The 17,380-nt window shown below is 66.9% G+C and carries 17 protein-coding genes; 12 read left to right on the plus strand and 5 right to left on the minus strand.

The window, feature by feature from the left end; genetic code table 11:
- The first annotated feature begins 75 nt into the window (after positions 1–75).
- The 8 genes from T8K17_RS17235 (at position 76) to T8K17_RS17270 (ending at position 7,229) form a co-directional block, all read left to right on the plus strand.
- The gene (locus T8K17_RS17235) at positions 76–312 is read left to right on the plus strand and encodes a twin-arginine translocase TatA/TatE family subunit (protein WP_322330972.1); all 237 of its coding nucleotides are present in this window, start codon (positions 76–78) and stop codon (positions 310–312) included.
- A 68-nt stretch (positions 313–380) separates the two neighbouring features.
- On the plus strand, positions 381–902 hold the full coding sequence (gene tatB, locus T8K17_RS17240) for a Sec-independent protein translocase protein TatB (RefSeq protein ID WP_322330973.1): 522 nt from the start codon (positions 381–383) through the stop codon (positions 900–902).
- A 5-nt stretch (positions 903–907) separates the two neighbouring features.
- Complete coding sequence (tatC, locus tag T8K17_RS17245) at positions 908–1,726, plus strand: twin-arginine translocase subunit TatC (RefSeq protein ID WP_322330974.1); 819 nt, start codon at positions 908–910, stop codon at positions 1,724–1,726.
- Between the two features lie 75 nt (positions 1,727–1,801).
- Positions 1,802–3,088, plus strand: a complete 1,287-nt coding sequence (serS, locus tag T8K17_RS17250; RefSeq protein WP_322330975.1) for a serine--tRNA ligase — start codon at positions 1,802–1,804, stop codon at positions 3,086–3,088.
- Complete coding sequence (surE, locus tag T8K17_RS17255; RefSeq protein WP_322330976.1) at positions 3,085–3,867, plus strand: 5'/3'-nucleotidase SurE; 783 nt, start codon at positions 3,085–3,087, stop codon at positions 3,865–3,867. Before serS ends, surE begins: the two co-directional genes overlap by 4 nt.
- On the plus strand, positions 3,864–4,514 hold the full coding sequence (locus T8K17_RS17260) for a protein-L-isoaspartate(D-aspartate) O-methyltransferase (protein WP_416153124.1): 651 nt from the start codon (positions 3,864–3,866) through the stop codon (positions 4,512–4,514). Before surE ends, T8K17_RS17260 begins: the two co-directional genes overlap by 4 nt.
- A 200-nt stretch (positions 4,515–4,714) precedes the next feature.
- Positions 4,715–5,815, plus strand: coding sequence for a LysM peptidoglycan-binding domain-containing M23 family metallopeptidase (locus T8K17_RS17265; RefSeq protein ID WP_322330977.1), 1,101 nt, complete (start codon positions 4,715–4,717; stop codon positions 5,813–5,815).
- Between the two features lies 1 nt (position 5,816).
- Positions 5,817–7,229 (plus strand): pyridoxal phosphate-dependent decarboxylase family protein, encoded by a 1,413-nt coding sequence (locus T8K17_RS17270; RefSeq protein ID WP_322330978.1) that lies wholly within the window; start codon positions 5,817–5,819, stop codon positions 7,227–7,229.
- Between the two features lie 141 nt (positions 7,230–7,370).
- Here T8K17_RS17270 and T8K17_RS17275 read toward each other — a convergent pair whose 3' ends face one another.
- The 5 genes from T8K17_RS17275 to T8K17_RS17295 all read right to left on the minus strand — a co-directional run bounded on the left by T8K17_RS17275 (position 7,371) and on the right by T8K17_RS17295 (position 13,366).
- Entirely contained in the window at positions 7,371–8,144 is a 774-nt protein-coding gene (locus T8K17_RS17275; protein ID WP_322330979.1) for a hypothetical protein, read from the minus strand.
- A 77-nt stretch (positions 8,145–8,221) separates the two neighbouring features.
- Positions 8,222–8,938: an LrgB family protein gene (locus tag T8K17_RS17280; protein WP_322330980.1), complete on the minus strand. Its 717-nt coding sequence runs from the start codon at positions 8,936–8,938 to the stop codon at positions 8,222–8,224.
- The gene (locus T8K17_RS17285) at positions 8,935–9,297 is read right to left on the minus strand and encodes a CidA/LrgA family protein (RefSeq protein ID WP_322330981.1); all 363 of its coding nucleotides are present in this window, start codon (positions 9,295–9,297) and stop codon (positions 8,935–8,937) included. Before T8K17_RS17285 ends, T8K17_RS17280 begins: the two co-directional genes overlap by 4 nt.
- Positions 9,298–9,319: 22 nt before the next feature.
- Positions 9,320–10,180 (minus strand): ATP-binding protein, encoded by an 861-nt coding sequence (locus T8K17_RS17290; protein WP_322330982.1) that lies wholly within the window; start codon positions 10,178–10,180, stop codon positions 9,320–9,322.
- Between the two features lie 189 nt (positions 10,181–10,369).
- Entirely contained in the window at positions 10,370–13,366 is a 2,997-nt protein-coding gene (locus tag T8K17_RS17295) for a DUF4347 domain-containing protein (RefSeq protein ID WP_322330983.1), read from the minus strand.
- 453 nt (positions 13,367–13,819) lie between these two features.
- Between T8K17_RS17295 and yajC the strand changes: the two genes are divergently transcribed.
- Genes yajC through T8K17_RS17315 form a run of 4 tightly spaced genes read left to right on the plus strand, consistent with a single transcriptional unit; the run spans position 13,820 to position 17,195 of the window.
- Positions 13,820–14,245, plus strand: a complete 426-nt coding sequence (yajC, locus tag T8K17_RS17300; RefSeq protein ID WP_322330984.1) for a preprotein translocase subunit YajC — start codon at positions 13,820–13,822, stop codon at positions 14,243–14,245.
- A 46-nt stretch (positions 14,246–14,291) separates the two neighbouring features.
- Positions 14,292–15,833 carry a protein translocase subunit SecD gene (gene secD, locus T8K17_RS17305; RefSeq protein WP_322330985.1) on the plus strand — a complete coding sequence of 514 codons (1,542 nt, stop codon included), beginning with the start codon at positions 14,292–14,294 and terminating at the stop codon, positions 15,831–15,833.
- A gap of 13 nt (positions 15,834–15,846) precedes the next feature.
- Positions 15,847–16,803, plus strand: a complete 957-nt coding sequence (gene secF / locus T8K17_RS17310) for a protein translocase subunit SecF (protein WP_322330986.1) — start codon at positions 15,847–15,849, stop codon at positions 16,801–16,803.
- 2 nt (positions 16,804–16,805) lie between these two features.
- A complete protein-coding gene (locus T8K17_RS17315) occupies positions 16,806–17,195 on the plus strand; it encodes an Mth938-like domain-containing protein (protein ID WP_322330987.1) in 390 nt (129 codons plus the stop codon).
- The last annotated feature ends 185 nt before the right edge of the window (positions 17,196–17,380 follow it).

Raw genomic sequence — 17,380 nt, forward strand, 5'->3', positions numbered from 1 at the left:
TAATGGGCATGATCTGGCCGCAATCGACCGGTACGGTCGGAGAATCATCCCCGACTCGAATTTTGGGAGCGTTTCATGGGTAGCTTCAGCATCTGGCACTGGCTCGTCGTTCTGGCAGTCGTGCTCCTGCTGTTCGGCGGCAAAGGCAAGATTTCCAGCCTGATGGGTGACTTCGGCAAAGGCCTGAAGAACTTCAAGCAGGGCATGAAGTCCGAGGACGAGGAGGCCGAGCAGGCCAACAAGTCCGTCGCTGACGACAGCAGCGACAAGCAGGACGTGAACAAGACTTCCAATCAGACCGTCAAGAGCTGATCCCCGTTCGCCGCGGTCGCGTCCTGGTGACGCGACCGCGGATCTAAACGGGCGCAGCGAGGGCCGCCATGTTCGACCTTGGATGGCAGGAATTCATCCTGATCGCCATCATTACCGTGATCGTGGTCGGTCCCAAGGACCTGCCACGGGTTGTCCGCTCGATCAGCCAGTGGGTGCGCAAGGCGCGTTCCATGGCCCGGGAGTTCCAGAACAGCCTGGAAGAGGTCGCCCGAGAGGCCGAACTCGAGGACGTGCGCCGAGAGATGCAGTCGATCTCCAAGGAGGGGGTCGGCAAGAGCCTCGAAAAGCAGTTCGATCCGGACGGTTCGGTCCGCAGCACCGTCGAGGAGGCCCGCAAGTCGGCCAATACCGATGAGATCGAGGCCGATCTGAAGGCGCTGGACAGCGAAGCCAAGAGCGGCATGTCGAAATCCTCGTCCGCCCCCGCTCCGGCGGTCGAGACGGCGGATGACTACGCCGCCAAATCGGTGACTGCGGCGACGCCGAAGCCCGTTCCGACCTCTGATCCGGCCGCCGAGCCGGCATCCCCTCGGCCGAAAGCCGACAGCGCCGCCTCCGGACAGGGCTGACCCCGATGGCCGAAAGCTCCAACGACCCCGATTCCGAACTCGAGGGCGGCAAGATGCCGCTGCTGGACCATCTGGTCGAGCTTCGGACCCGGCTGATCTACGCGGTCGCCGCCTTCGTGGTGTGCTTCTTCCTCGGCTACTATCTCGCCGAGCCGATCTTCCGATTCCTGGTCGAGCCGCTGCACGAAATGTGGGCGGGTCAGGAGAACCGGCGGCTGATCTACACCGCCCTGCACGAGGCGTTCTTCACCTATATCAAGGTCGGTTTCTTCTTCGCCGCCTGCGTGTCCTTCCCGCTGGTGTCTATGCAGATCTGGCTGTTCATCGCCCCCGGTCTCTACAAGCATGAACGCCGCGCGTTCCTGCCGTTTCTGGTGGCCACGCCGGTGCTTTTCCTGCTCGGCGCGGCGATGGTCTACTACATCGTGATTCCGCTGGCCTGGCAGTTCTTCGCCAGTTTCGAGACCTCGGGCGTCGACGGTAACCTGGCGATGACCCTGGAGCCGAAGGTCGATCAGTACCTGTCCCTGGTCATGCGCCTGATCTTCGCCTTCGGCGTGGCGTTCGAGCTGCCGGTGCTGCTGATCCTGCTGGCCAAGGTCGGCATCGTCAGCGCCCAGGGGCTGCGGGATAAGCGCAAGTACGCCATCGTCGTCGCCTTCGTGGCCGCGGCGATTCTCACCCCGCCGGACGTCATCAGCCAGGTGCTGCTCGCGGTACCGATCATCCTGCTCTACGAGATTTCGATCTTCGTGGCGCAGTTCATCGAGAAGAAACGCGAAGAAGAGGCCGAGGCGGCGGAGAACGACGGCACGACACCCTAATCGCAAGGCTCTCTGGACCGAGTCCGGTGCCGCCGATATAACCGGCGGACCCGCAATCAGCCCGCAGAGCCGGTCATGCACGATATTCGCAGCATCCGCGACGACGCCGCCGCCTTCGACAAAGGTCTAGCCCGACGGGGCGTGGCGCCGTCCTCCGAAGCCATCCTGGCCAAGGACGCGGAATGGCGATCCGTGACCACCGAGCTGCAGACCGCCCAGCAGCGGCGCAACGAGGCCTCCAAGCAGATCGGCATGGCCAAGCGCAACGGCGAGGACGCCGGCGCGCTGATGGCCGAGGTGGCCGAGCTCAAGGACCGCATGGCCGAACTCGAGGAGGCCGAGCGCACGCTCGCCGCCGAGGTCGAGACGATGCTGGCGACCCTGCCGAATATTCCGGCCGACGATGTGCCGGACGGGCCGGACGAGAGCGCCAACGCCTTGGTCCGCACCGTCGGGAAGCCGCGCAGCTTCAATTTCCAGCCGAAGGACCATGTCGCCCTGGGCGAAGGCTTCGGCATGATGGATTTCGAGCTGGGCGCCAAGCTGGCCGGCTCCCGATTCGTTGTGCTGAAGAGCGATCTGGCCCGTCTGGAGCGGGCGATCGCGTCCTTCATGCTCGACACCCATACCGGCGAGTTCGGCTATACCGAGGTGATCCCGCCCTACATGGTGCGCGACGCCGCCGTGTTCGGCACCGGCCAGCTTCCGAAGTTCTCCGAGGACCTGTTCCAGACCACCGACGGCCGCTGGCTGATCCCGACCGCCGAAGTGCCGCTGACCAATCTGGTCGCCGACAGCATCGTGGAGGAGGAGGAGCTGCCCCTGCGCTTCACCGCCTACACCCCGTGCTTCCGCTCCGAGGCGGGGGCCGCCGGCCGCGACACCCGCGGCATGATCCGCCAGCACCAGTTCACGAAGGTCGAGCTGGTTTCCATCGTCCATCCCGACAAGTCGGACGAGGAGCTGGAGCGCATGACCAACTGTGCCGAGACCATCCTGCAGAAGCTAGGTCTGGCCTATCGGGTGATGAAGCTGTCCACCGGCGACATGGGCTTCACCGCCCGGCGTACCTACGACCTGGAGGTCTGGCTGCCGGGGCAGGACGAGGGCAAGGGGCAGTATCGCGAGATCTCGTCCTGCTCGACCTGCGGCCCGTTCCAGGCCCGTCGCATGAAGGGCCGGTTCAAGGCCAAGGGCGAGAAGAAGACCGATTTCGTCCACACGCTGAACGGCTCCGGCCTCGCCATCGGCCGCACCATGATCGCCATTCTGGAGACCTATCAGGAGCAGGACGGCTCGGTGACCATCCCCGACGTGCTGCGGCCCTATTTCGGCCGCGACCGCATAGAGCGCGCCGCATGACCCGTCGTCCGGTAGAGCTCGACGGCGCCCGCATCCTCGTCACCAACGACGACGGCTACGCGGCCGACGGCATCGCGGTGCTGACCCGCATCGCCCGCACCTTCAGCGACGATGTCTGGGTGGTGGCACCCGAGAGCAACCAGAGCGGCACCGGCCACTCCCTGACCCTGCTGCGGCCCCTGCGGCTGCGGCAGGTCGAGGAGAAGCGCTACGCCGTCGACGGCACGCCGACCGACTGCGTGCTGCTGGCGGTCCACGAGGTGCTGAAGGACCGCAAGCCGACCCTGGTGCTCTCCGGGATCAATCACGGCTATAATCTGGGCGAGGACGTGCGGTACTCCGGGACGATCTCGGCGGCGATGGAGGGGATGATGTTGGGCATTCCGGCGATCGCGCTCAGCCAGTTCGTCCCGCGCGAGGGCGAGGTTCCCTGGGACACCGCCGAGAACCACGCCCCCGACCTGATCCGGCGGCTCTGCGCCGGCGGCTGGCCGGCGGACACGGTGATCAGCGTCAACTTCCCGCCCTGCGGCCCGCACGAGGTCACCGGCATCCGGGCGACGGTGCAGGGCCGGCAGAAGACCGGCGACGAGGTGGTGCGCGGCACCGACCCCCGCGGCCGGCCGTATTTCTGGGTCGGCGCCATGCTCAAGGCCCGCGATGCCGAGCCGGGCACCGACATCGCCGCGGTCGCCGAGAACGCCATCTCGGTGACGCCGGTCGCCCTGGACGCGACCGACCGGGCGACCCTGGAGGAGCTCAAGGGAGCCTTTGGGTGAGCCACGACAAGGCCCGCAAGATCCGACTGATCATGGGGCTGCGCCGCGGCGGCATCACCGACGCGCGGGTGCTGGGCGCGCTGGAGCGCGTGCCCCGGGAACTGTTCGTCGATCCGGCCTTTCTCGACCAGGCCTGGGAGGATCGTGCCCTGCCGATCGCCCAGGGCCAGACCATCAGCCAACCCTTCGTCGTCGCCTTCATGACCCAGGCCCTGGAGCTGACCGACCGCACCAAGGTGCTGGAGATCGGAACCGGCTCCGGCTACCAGGCCGCCGTCCTGTCCAAGGTGGCCCGCCGGGTCTACACGGTGGAGCGGCACAAGGAGCTGATGGCCACCGCCGAGGCGCGCTTCGCCGAGATGAAGCTGCACAACCTCCACACCCGGATCGGCGACGGCTGGAAGGGCTGGCCCGAACAGGCGCCGTTCGAGGCGATCATCGTCACCGCCGCCGCCTCCAGGGTCCCCGAGGCGCTGCTGGATCAGTTGGGCGAGGGCGGGCGGCTGGTGATCCCGGTCGGCCGGTCCTCCGACGTGCAGAAGCTGATCCGCTACCGGCGCACCGCCGAGGGCATCGTCGAGGAGCCGCTGCTCGACGTGCGCTTCGTGCCGCTGGTGCCGGGCGAGGTTCGCTCCATCGCCGGGTGAGGGGTGTCGAGTCGGGAACCGTTCATCAGACCGAGCGTTAGAATATTCCGAGAGTAATTGGAATTCATTGAATAATTCGGCATTTGAGGGCATAAGGACGCTGTGTCACGATACTCGTCCTTTCCGCGGTTGCCGATGGGGGTGACGTGAAGCAGGCCGTTCTGATTGCGGTAGCCGCTCTGCTCCTGGCCGGATGCGCCATGAGCTCGGGTCCGCGCGCCCTCAACCAACCGCGCCAGTCCGCTTCCGCGTCCGCGGGTGTGCCGGCCAACGGCATCATCGTCGTGCGGCCCGGCGACACGGTGTACCAGATCTCCCAGCGCTACGGCGTCAGCCCGCGCGACATCATCGACGCCAACGGTCTGCGTCCGCCGTACCTGCTGCGGCCGGGCGACCAGATCCGCCTGCCGGCCAGCGTCGTTCACGTGGTCCGCTCCGGCGACACGGTCTCCGAGATCGCCGAGCGCTACGGCATGTCGATGCGCTCCCTCGTGGTCGCCAACAACCTGCGGCCGCCCTACACTATAAGGGTGGGCGACCGGCTGCGGCTGCCGGGCGGTTCCGACGCGCCGAGCGGCGGGAGCGAGGTGACCGTCGCCGCCCGCCAGCCGAAATCCGCGCCTCAGCCGCCGGTAACCGCCAGCGACGTGCCCGCTCCCGGCACCGACCGCAGCAAGCCGTGGAGCGGCGGCGGCCAGCTTCATTTCCCGGTCGCCGGGTCCGGCGGGCAGAGCGCGCCCGTCACTGCCGCCCCCGGCAAGCCGGTGCCAGAGCCCCGCCCTGTGATGGTGGCCGGCAACGAACCGGCGGGCCAGGCGCCGCAGACCGTCGCCGCCAGCCGTCCGCTCACTCCGACCGAGACCCGTGCCGTCCTGCTGACCCCGCCGGCCAAGACCGGCCGCGGTTTCACCTGGCCGGTCAAGGGCCGGGTGATCTCCGGCTTCGGGCCGCGCGAGGGAGGGCTGCATAACGACGGGATCAACATCCTGGCGCCGGCCGGCTCCGAAGTGCGGGCGGCGGAGAACGGCATCGTGGTCTATGCCGGCAACGAGCTGCGCGGGTTCGGCAACCTGCTGCTGGTCAAGCACGACGACGGCTACACCACCGCCTATGCCCATGCGGACCAGCTTCTGGTCGGCCGCGGCGATCAGGTACAGCGCGGCCAGGTGATCGCCACGGTGGGCCAGACAGGCAACGTCTCCCAGCCCCAGCTTCATTTCGAGATCCGCAAGGGTCCGCGCCCCGTCGATCCGCGCAAGCAGTTGCCGCCGGCGCAGGTCTCGATGCTGGAAACCGACTGAGATGACGCCCGAGGAGTTCCGCCGGCACGCCCATTCCATGGTCGACTGGATGGCGGATTTTCTGGAAGGGGTGGAGCAGTTCCCGGTCCGCGCCCAGACCCGGCCGGGAGAGATCGCCGCCCGGCTGCCCGACGCGCCGCCGGAGAAGGGCGAGGCGATGGAGACGATCTTCGCCGACTTCCAGCGCGACGTGCTGCCCGGCATCACCCATTGGCAGCATCCGCGCTTCTTCGCTTATTTCCCGGCCAATTCCAGCCCTCCCTCGGTCCTGGCCGAGATGCTGACGGCCACGCTCGGCGCCCAATGCATGCTGTGGCAGACCAGCCCGGCAGCGACGGAGATGGAGACCAAGGTCCTCGACTGGCTGCGCCAGATGGTCGGCATGCCGGAGGGCTTCACCGGGGTGATCCAGGACAGCGCCTCCAGCGCGATCCTCGCCGCCATCCTGACCGCGCGGGAGAAGGCGACCGGCTGGGGCGTGAACGCCGAGGGGTTGAAGGCGCATCCGCCCCTGGCCGTCTACACCTCCGAGCAGACCCATTCGGCGACCGAGAAGAACGTGAAGATCGCGGGCCTGGGTCTCGCCGGCTTCCGCAAGATCCCGGTGGACGAGACGTTCCGCCTGCGGGTGGACGCCCTGGAAAAAGCGATCGAGGCCGATCTTGCCGCCGGGATCCGGCCGGCCTGCGTGGTGGCGTCCGTCGGCGGGACCGGGGTGGGGGCGGTCGATCCGCTGCGGGCGATCGGCGAGCTGTGCCGGCGTCACGGCATCTTCCTGCATGTGGACGCCGCCTGGGCCGGCAGCGCGCTGGTCTGTCCCGAGCACCGCTGGATGTTCGACGGCATCGAGCTGGCCGACAGCGTGGTCTTCAACCCGCACAAATGGCTGCTGACGAATTTCGATTGCTCGGCCCATTACGTGAAGGATCCGGACGCCCTGATCCGCACCTTTTCGATCCTGCCGGAGTTCCTGAAGAGCCGCGAGGCGGATGCGGTCATCGACTACCGCGACTGGGGCGTGCCGCTGGGGCGCCGGTTCCGGGCGCTGAAGCTGTGGTTCGTAATCCGCAGCTACGGGGTGGAGGGGCTGCAGGCGATCATCCGCGAACATGTGCGCCTGGGCGGGCTGTTCGCGGGCTGGGTCGAGGCCGATCCAGATTTCGAGATCATGGCACCGCCGGTGCTGTCGCTGATCAATTTCCGTTACCGCCCGCGCGGGGTGGACGACGAGGCCGAGCTGGACCAGCTGAACGAGGCGCTGCTGCACCGGATCAACGACGACGGCCGCATCTACCTGACCCAGAACCGGGTGGGTGGCCGCTACGTGATCCGCATGTCCATCGGCCAGACCCGCACCGAACAGCGCCACGTGGAAGAGGGCTGGGCGGTGATCCGGGAACTGGCGGGCGCGTGATTTCCAATACATCCGACTTCCTGGACGGCCCGAAGGGCTGATCCAGGACCCTATGACTGGCGTCTCAGTTACGATCCTGGATCAGGTCCAGGAAGTCGGTGATAGGGCGCGACTTGGCGGGAAGAGCAGATCCCGCCCCCTTCAATAGTCCCGCGACCAGTGCATCATCGGCGGCGGGGGCAGGTTGGGGCCGTAGAGGCTCCACTGGGCCTCCACCACCGGCGCCGTCACGCCGCCATAGGCCGCCAGGGCGCGGTCGACGATCTCCGGCTTGTACGGCGTCTGCTCCACGTTCAGCAGGTTGCTCGACCGGGTCCAGTCGAAGGCGAAATGCCCCAGCGCGGTCACCTGACCGGCCGGCACGGTGATGATCCAGGCCTGGTTTTCCACCCCGCGCGGGCCGTTCTTGACCTGGAAGCGTTCGCCTTCGGTCACGGTGACCCGCTCGGTGCGCCAGCCGCCGTTCCAGCCATGATGGAACCAGTAGGGGTGCGGGCTGCGGCGATAGTCGTGATAGCCGAAGCCGCTGCGGTAGGACGGACGGTATTCCTCGCCGCGGGCGGTGACGATGGCCGCCTCGCTGATCAGGTAGCGGCCCGGCGCCACCAGCAGCACCGTCGCCGCGTCGTCGTTCGACACCTTGAAGCGGATCGGCAGCTCGCGGTCGCTGGAGGTCAGCAAGCGGTCGCTGCCGTCGGCCAATCGGGTGAAGGTGAGGGTGCCGTCGCGCTGTCCGGCGCTGATGCCGACCAGGACCAGGGCCCGCGGGTCGCCGGGGCCGAAGGCGATCTCCGGCGGCGCCACCTGGCGCCCGGCGCAGCCCGCCAGCACCAGCAGCAGCGCCACCAGGGTAACGGCGAGAGCGGGGCGTCCGCCCAGGGGCAGGGTGCGGCGCGCTTGTATCGCGTGCGCCATGGCGACGTCTCCTTAATCCACCGGCAGGTATCGGATAACGCGGGAGCGCCCGATATCCGTCGCCGGTTATATGGGGATCAGAACAACCATGCCCAGAGCAGGGGTAACAGGATCGCGGTCGCCAGCGCGTTCAGCCCCATGGCGAGCCCGGCGAAGGCGCCGGCGACCTCGTTGACCTGCATCGCGCGGGCGGTGCCGATGCCGTGGCCGCCGACCCCGATGGCCAGCCCCCGGGCGCGCCAGTCTCGGACCCGCAGCAGGTTCAGCAGGATCGGCCCCAGGGTGGCGCCGAGCACACCGGTGAGGATGACCAGCACGGCGGTCAGGGACGGCAGGCCGCCCAGCTTCTCAGAAATACCCATGGCGATCGGCGTGGTCACCGATTTCGGCGCGATGGAGGCGACCACCTGCGGGCTCGCGCCCAGCGCCCAGGCGATGGCGGCGGCACTGCCGGCGGCCGACAGCGAGCCGAGGAGAAGCGCACTCAGGAGCGACACCACCGAACGCCGCACCCGCTCGATCTGGTTATACAGCGGGATGGCGAGCGCCACGGTCGCCGGCCCGAGCAGGAAATGGACGAATTGCGCGCCCTCGAAATAGGTCGCGTAGTCGGTATCGGTGACCACCAGCACGGTCACCAGGATCAGCACGGCGATCAGCACCGGGTTCAGCAGCGGATGCAGGTTGAAGCGCCGGTACAGCCGCGCGCCGATCAGATAGGCGACCAGGGTCAGCGTCAGGTGGAGCAGGGGGCTGGAGGAGAGATAGACCCAGATGCCGCCGAGATCGGTCATGGCGCATCCGATCCCTTGTTCCCGGTCAGCTTCTCGAAGCCGACCATGGCCAGGGCGGTGACCCCGACGGCGATCAGCGTGCTCAGCACCAGGGACACGCCGATCGGCAGCAAAGCGTCGCGGATCAGCGCGACATGCAGCAGAACCCCGGTGCCGGCGGGCACGAACAGCAGCGAGAGATTGGACAGCAGCCCGGTCGCGGTCTGCTGCAGCGGGGCGGGGACTCCCCGACGGACGCAGAGACCGAGGAACAGCAGCACCATCCCGACCACCGGGCCGGGCACCGGGATTGCGAAATAGGCCACGATCACCTCGCCCACGAGCTGGCAGGCGAGCAGGAGGGTCAGGCTTTCGAGCATGGTCCCTCCCCGGGTGGGTGCGTCAGGCCACTTTCTTGCCGAATTCGCCGGCGAGGTCCTGGATGAACTGCCAGGCGACGCGGCCTGACCGGGAGCCGCGGGTGACCGACCATTCGCGGGCGCGGGCGATCAGCTCGTCGCCGCTCAGCGGAATGTCGTAGGCCGCCACATAGCCCTCAATCATGGCGAAATAGGTGTCCTGGTCGCAGGTGTGGAAGCCGAGCCACAGCCCGAAGCGGTCGGACAGGGAGACCTTCTCCTCGACCGCTTCCGACGGGTTGATCGCCGTGGAGCGCTCGTTCTCGATCATATCGCGGGCCATCAGGTGGCGCCGGTTGGAGGTGGCGTAGAACAGCACGTTGTCCGGCCGGCCCTCGATGCCCCCGTCCAGCACCGCCTTCAGCGACTTGTAGGCGTTGTCCTGATGGTCGAAGGACAGGTCGTCGCAGAACACGATGGCCCGGCGGTCCCCCTCGCGCAGCACGTTCAGCAGGCGCGGCAGGCTCTCCATGTCCTCGCGGTGCATCTCCACCAGGGCAAGCGCGCCGGGGGTCTCGGCGTTGATCTCGGCATGGATCGCCTTGACCAGGGAGGACTTGCCCATGCCGCGGGCGCCCCAGAGCAGGGCGTTGTTGGCCGGGAAGCCCCTGGCGAAGCGCTGGGTGTTCTCCAGCAGGGTCTTGCGCTGCAGCTCCACGCCCTTGAGCAGGTTCATGTCGACCCGGTTGATCTTCTTGACCGGATCGAGACGGCCGTGCTCGGCATTCCAGATGAAGCCGTCGGCGGCATGGATGTCGCTCGGCACCGGCGGCGGCGGCGCGAGGCGGTCCAGCGCGTCGGCGATGCGGGTCAGCAGGGCGTGGGTGTCGGCATCAAGGCTCATCGGTCGCGGTCCGGTTTGTGAAGGCCAGGGCGGCACCGATCGCGGCGCCAGACAGGCCCGCGCCGACGCCCCTGAAGGCACCGGGGCGCGGCCGGAGATCCGACCATGCGCGCGCGGGAGCGCCGGACGTTACCGGCGCCCGCATCTACGGTCAATCGGACCTCTGCCGTGCAGCCATCTTTGGCCGGGCTAGAAGAAGCCGAACCAGCTCTCCTGTAGCTGGTCGGCCTGAACCCCGACGAGGCGGACGTAGAAGTCGTCGCCGAGGTTGATCTCGGTGTTGCCGTCGACGGTCCGCGCATTGGCAAGCAGTTCGGCAAAGGTGTCGATCTGCGTGCCGTTGGCGTTGGCCTGGATCTGGATCTGGTCGCCGGAGACGGCGTCGAAGTCGAGGATGACGTCGTAGCCGTTGTTCTGCTCGATCACGAACCGGTCCGCCCCGTCGCCACCGTAGAGATAATCGACGCCTTCGCCGCCATAGAGGCTGTCGTCGCCGGTACCGCCCGACAGAGTGTCGGCCGCGCCGTCCGTGCTGGCCTTGCCGCCGTAGAGCGCATCGTCGCCGTCGCCGCCGACGATGCTGTCATCGCCGGTGCCGCCATACAGGCCGTCATTGTCGGCGCCGCCGGCCAGGGTGTCGTTGCCGAAATTGCCGTACAGGATGTCCGACGCGGCATTGCCGTTGACCACGTCGTTGTCCTGTCCGCCATACAGGGTGTCGGTGCCCTGGCCGCCGAACATGGTGTCGTCGGCCTGGTTCCCGTACAGCACGTCGTCGGCGCCGTTGCCGTAGAGCACGTCGATGCCGCCGCCGCCGAAGGCGGTGTCGTTGTCGGCTCCGAGCTCGAGACGCTGGTTGTTCTCGTCGCCGGTCAGGAAGTTGCTGCCCAGGCCGCCGGCGACGGTCGCCGTCCCGATCACCGAGGCGAATTCGATATTGTCCAGATGGATCGTGGATCCGGTCGGCAGGGAGCGCATGTCGACGACGAACGCCTCCGTCTGACCGGTCCCGCCTGTGCCGGTCAGGAAGATCGGCGTTGCCAGGGTCGTGTCCGTTGTTGTCGGCACGATGGTGCGCACATCCAACGTCGCGCTGTCGCCCAGGCGGTTCAGATAGGTCTGGGCATGGGATGTCAGGACGCTTCCGTCCGGAGCTTGGCGCGAATCGATGGACTGGATCAGCGTGTCCAGGGCGGCGCTCTTGGTCTGGGCGACCTGCGGGCCCTCGGAGGTCACGGCCGTCAGACGAGGCAGGATGGCGGTGACGACGTTGCCGTTGTTACCGGTATTCTGTAGCAGCGCAGCGGTCGCGCCGGTGTTGCCGGTGTTGCTGAGGGTCTCGGCTTCAGTGAATGTCGCCACTGTCGGCGTGGCCGGTGTGATGACGACCGTGTTCGGGGTCGAGGTGTCGACGGTTCCGCCGCCCCCAGATCCGCCGGACGTCGCGGCCGCGGTATAGGTGATGGTGGTGTTAGTCCCGTCATAGGTGGCGCTGAAGGTGCCGGTGGTCGCGGTGATACCGGTCAGGGTGATTTCCTGCCCGCCGCCAAGGGAGAGCGTGCCCGACGTCGCGGTGCCGTTGAGAGACGAGAGGTCCGAACTCTTAATGACGATCTGATCCTCAGCCGAGAAGTCGCTGATCGTATCGCCGTTGAATTCGGAAGTATTCCCGAGGAAGACGTCGGCGTCGGTGCCGCCGATGAGGAGGTCGACATCCGCTCCGCCGCTCATCGTATCGGCACCGGCGCCGCCCGAAAGCGTGTCGGCCTGCGCCATCCCGAGCAGAAGGTCGCTCCCCTCGCCACCCCGAATGACATCCGTGCCGCTGCCGCCGGAATGGGTGTCGTTGCCCTCGCCGCCATAGAGCGTGTCCGCACCGTCGCCGCCCGAGATCGTGTCGTCGCCCACACCGCCGGACAGGACGTCATCACCCTTCTGGCCCCAGATCCAGTCCTTGCCGGCGCCGCCACGGGCCACGTCGTTGCCGGAACTGCTCATCAGCGTATCGTTGCCGGCGCCGCCGGAGAGGGTGTCGTCGCCTTCGCCGCCGGATACCCCGTCGTTGCCGTCGCCGCCGAACAGAGAGTCGTCGCCGGCCGCGCCATACAGGAAGTCGTTGTCGGCGCCGCCGTAGATGGTGTCAGCGCCGTCGCCGCCCGAGAGCGTGTCGTTGCCGCCGCCGCCGGAGATGACATCGTCGCCCGCTCTGCCGGAGACCGTGTCGTTGCCATCGCCGGTCGAGATCGTATCCGCCAGCGCGCCGCCAATGATCGTATCGCGGCCACCGCCCGTCGTGATCGCAAAGTGGCCGTCTGATTCGGCCGAGCCGTTCCAATTCACGTTCGAACTCGACGCGCTCGCGTCGACGGTGAGCGTGAGACCGGTCGCAACAGAGGCATCGTTGGTGGTGATGGCCTGAACACCGGTGGTGATGTTGACCCGCTCGATATTGACGAGTGCCGTTGCGCCCAACGTCACCGTCTGCGCGGCAGAAATGGTCAGCGTGTCGTTGCCGGCGCCGCCGTCCAAAGAATCGTTCGGGTTCCAGCTGTTGGAGATTGACGCGATGAACTCGTCATCGCCGATACCCGGATTCAGGTTGTCGTCCGCGAGCGTCAGGTTGACCTGGGCCAGCAATCCCCGCCAGGCGGTCCGGGACGCCGGCGAAAAGGCGACGGCGACGGACGAGTGATCGAAGGCGTTCCAATCGCCTCCCAGGACGGCCGACCCGACCGGGCCGGTGGCGGTGACCACCTGAACGCCCAGCCGCGCCGACAGGTGGTCGACGAACCGACGTCCCTCGGCCGCGGCGCCCAGCGAGCAGCCATAGATCATCACGGCCGCCGACGGATCCATTGCGTTGGCGATCGTGTCCAACGCAATGGATCCGTCGAGGGTCGCCGAGTCGATCCGCTCGCCGGCGAGATGCAGCGCGCCCGGCTCGCCATGGGCCAGCACATGCAGCCCCTGCAGACCGGTCTCTCTCGTCGCCAGATGGCGGGCGATCTGGCCGAGGCCATCGCCGGCCGCGCTCAGATACAGAATCTCGATCCCGTCTCTTGCACCGGCGAGCAACGCGCCGACGTCTTCAACCCCGGGATCGACCACGAGCAACTCGGACGCCTGGAGCGTCCCGGTGATCGATTCCTTGATGATCTCCGTCCCGGAGGTCGTCGTCGTGCTCATGCTGGTAACTCCATCGAACTCGATGCTGCGGTGAGGCTTTATCTGGGGGATATGAGTAAAATTCTTCTTAACCAGATCGGCAGTGTGATCGCAATGTCGATCACTACCGTAACTGTCTGAACAAATTCCTAATTTTCCGGTTCAAAATTATTTGATTCCGGGAAAATCCACGACCGGCATAGGGGAAAAATAGCAAAGCGCCATCTCGCACATCTTTTCCGCTTAAATGATGGGGTTTTAGAGGGCTAAGGGGTGTGGGCGGGACGATCGACCCCCGCAGGCGTTGGTAATCTCGCCGAGCCATGCTTTCGATCGCGGGGCGGTCGGCCGGGGACCGGGTCCGGCGCCGCCGCGCCGTTGCATTTCATGCCTCCGTCGGTATAGTCCCGCCACTTCGCGCCCCCATATATGGCGGGATAAACGAGAGCGGATGCGGTCCGCGGGAGATTTCACATGCTCATTTCGACAGCTCACGCGCAGTCTCTCGGCGGCGGCGGTGGCGATTTCGTCATCCAGCTCCTGCCGTTGGTCCTGATCTTTGTGGTCTTCTACTTCCTGCTGATTCGCCCGCAGCAAAAGCGGATGAAGCAGCACAAGGAAATGCTGGCGAACGTGCGCCGCGGCGACCGGATCGTCGGAAATGGCGGCCTGATGGGTACCGTGACCAAGGTCAGCGACGACGACGACACCCTGACGGTGGAGATCGCCGAGGGTGTCCGCGTCCAGATGCTGCGCTCCATGCTGGCCGAGGTCCGCGGCAAGGGCGAGCCGGTCAGCAAGCCGCCGAAGAAGAAGGCTTCCAAGGCCGAGGACGAAGCCGCTCCGGCTGCCGCTAACCAGAGCGCGGTGACCGACGGGGACGAGACGGTCAAATCCTGATCCGCGTATCGACAGATCCAGCCCGAGCCCGGCGGAGACCCTGCCCATGATGCAGTTCGAAACCTGGAAGACGATCCTCGTTGCGTTCGTCTGCCTGGCGGGGCTGGCCTATGCCGCCCCGAACCTTATGGAGAAGGGTATCGGCGACGACCTCCCGGTCGGCGTGCCGGGTAAGCAGATCAGCCTCGGGCTCGACCTCCAGGGCGGGTCCTATCTCCTGCTGGAGGTCGAGGCCGACGTCGTCGTGCAGGAACGGCTCGAGGCCATCGTCGACGGCGCCCGCCGGGCGCTGCGCGAGGCGAAGATCGGTTATGTGGGGCTGGGCGTCGAGCAGGGGGCCGCCGCCTTCACCGTTCGCGAGACGGCCGATCTGGAGCGTGCCCGCGACATCGCCGCAGACCTGGACGAGGACGCGACGGTCACCGTCGACGGCGACCGCGTGTCTCTGTCCATGGGCGAGGACGCGATCCGGCAAATCAAGATTAATGCGGTCCAGCAGTCGATCGAGATCGTGCGCCGCCGCGTCGACGAGACCGGCACCCGCGAGCCGCTTATCCAGCGCCAGGGCATCGACCGCATCCTGATCCAGCTTCCGGGCATCGACGACCCGCAGCGCATCAAGGAACTGATCGGCCAGACCGCCAAGCTGACCTTCCATCTGGTGTCCATCGGGGCCGACACCAACCGCCCGCCGCCGGGGGCGCGGACCCTGCCGATGCTGGAAGGCGGCAATATCGTCATTCAGCGCCGGGTGATGGTCAGCGGCGAAAACCTGGTCGATGCCCAGCCGTCCTTCGATCAGAACAGCCAGCCCGTCGTGACAATCCGGTTCGACAGTGCCGGCGGCCAGCGGTTCGGCCGCGCGACCTCGGAGAATGTGGGCAAACCTTTCGCCATCGTGCTCGACGGCAAGGTGATCTCGGCACCGGTCATCCGCGAGCCGATCCTCGGCGGATCAGCGCAGATCAGCGGCCGTTTCTCCGTTCAGGAAGCCCAGGACCTGGCCCTGCTGCTGAGGGCCGGCGCTCTGCCGGCACCGCTGACAGTGCTGGAGGAGCGCTCGGTCGGTCCGGGCCTCGGGGCTGATTCCATCGCCGCCGGCGAGATCGCCGCCGTCATCGGCCTGGTGCTCGTCGTCGGTTTCATGATCCTGAGCTACGGCCTGTTCGGCATCTTCGCCAACATCGCCCTGTTCGTGAATATCGTCCTGATCATGGGCGCCCTTTCGGCGATGCAGGCGACCCTGACCCTGCCGGGCATCGCGGGCATCGTGCTCACCATCGGCATGGCGGTCGACGCCAACGTCCTGATCTTCGAGCGGGTGCGCGACGAGATCGGAGCCGGACGCTCTCCGCTGAATGCGTTGGACGCCGGCTACAGCCGCGCGCTGACCACCATCGTCGACAGCAACCTGACGACCCTGTTCGCCGCGGTGTTCCTCTTCGCCCTGGGCTCCGGCCCGGTGAAGGGCTTCGCCGTCACGCTCGGCATCGGAATCGTCACGTCGATGTTCACCGCCATCATGGTCACCCGGTTGTTCGTCGCCCTCTGGGCGCGCCGCAGCCGCCCGACCAGCCTGCCGATCTGAGGGGAGAGAAAACATGAAGCCGCTCCGCCTCATCCCGCGGGACACCAAGGTTCCTTTCGTCAAGTTCCGGATCGCCGCCTTTGCCCTGTCCGCCCTGCTGGTCGTCGGCTCGATCGCCGCGGTCCTCGGGATCGGTCTGAATTTCGGCATCGACTTCAAGGGCGGGACCCTGATCGAGATCCAGACCAGTGAGCCGGCCGACATCGCCCAGATGCGTTCCGACCTGAACGCGCTCGGTCTGGGCGAGGTCAGCCTGCAGGAGTTCGGGTCGGACCGGGACGTCCTGATCCGCATCCAGCGCCAAGAAGGCGAGGAAGCTGAGCAGATCAAGGCGATCGAGGTGGTGCGCAACGCCCTGCCGTCCGATGTCGAGTTCCGCCGCACCGAGTTCGTCGGCCCGACCGTCGGCCAGGAGCTGATCGAGGCCGGCATCCTCGCGGTCGGTCTCGCGCTGCTGTCGATCCTGATCTACATCTGGTTCCGCTTCGAATGGCAGTTCGGAGTCGGCGCCATCGTCGCGCTGAGCCACGACATCATCTCGACCCTCGGCCTGTTCGCGCTGATCCAGCACGAGTTCAACCTGGCGACCGTCGCCGCGGTGCTCACCATCGCCGGCTACTCGATCAACGACACCGTGGTGGTCTACGACCGGGTGCGCGAGAACCTGCGGCGCTACAAGACCATGCCGCTGGGCGAGCTGCTTGAGCTGTCGATCAACGACACCCTGTCGCGTACCACCATGACCTCCCTGACCACGCTGCTGGCGCTGGCTGCGATCTACTTCTTCGGCGGCGCGGTGCTGGCCGATTTTGCCCTGGCGATGATCTGGGGCATCGTGGTCGGTACCTATTCGTCGATCTTCATCGCGGTGCCGCTGCTGCTCTACACGGGCCTGCGGCGGGGCGACGGCGATGCCGACGATGAGAGCATGCTGCCGGAATATGAGCGGACGGTGAAGAACGGGAGCTAGGCATGGTCGATATCACGCCGATGGTCGCCCAGGGCGTGCAGATCATCCACGGCTACGGCGACGGCAGGTTTCGGGTCGGCGACGTGAGCCATACCGGCCCGATCCTGGTCCGGCCGGAAAACACCCTGGGGTGGGATGTGGATCCGGAGGCTAATCTGGCCGCGCTGGACCTCGCCACGCTCGGGCCGATCCTGGAGGCGGAGCCGCGCTTCGACATTCTGCTGATCGGCACCGGGACGAAGCAGGTCTTCCTGCCGCCGGCCCTGCGCCGCGATATTCGGGACAAGGGGCCGGTTGCCGAGGTCATGGACACCGGTGCCGCCTGCCGCACCTTCAACCTGCTCCTGGCCGAAGGCCGGCGGGTCGCGGCGGCACTGCTGCCGGTTGTGTGACCGCCAAGCGGGTCGGCCATTCACATCCGCCCCGGGGCTCCTGGCTGTGGATAGTGGGGAAAAGCCGGAAACCCTCGGTGTCCCAAACGGTTCGGACAGCCGATGGACGGGAGCGTTCGGGGTATCCTTTGCGGATCCTTTGCGTTTCGTCCGCACCGGCACCGACGCTAGGATGACCGACCGCC

Origin of the sequence: Thalassobaculum sp. OXR-137, from assembly GCF_034377285.1 — a bacterium.
In the GTDB taxonomy this organism is placed as follows: Bacteria; Pseudomonadota; Alphaproteobacteria; order Thalassobaculales; family Thalassobaculaceae; genus Thalassobaculum.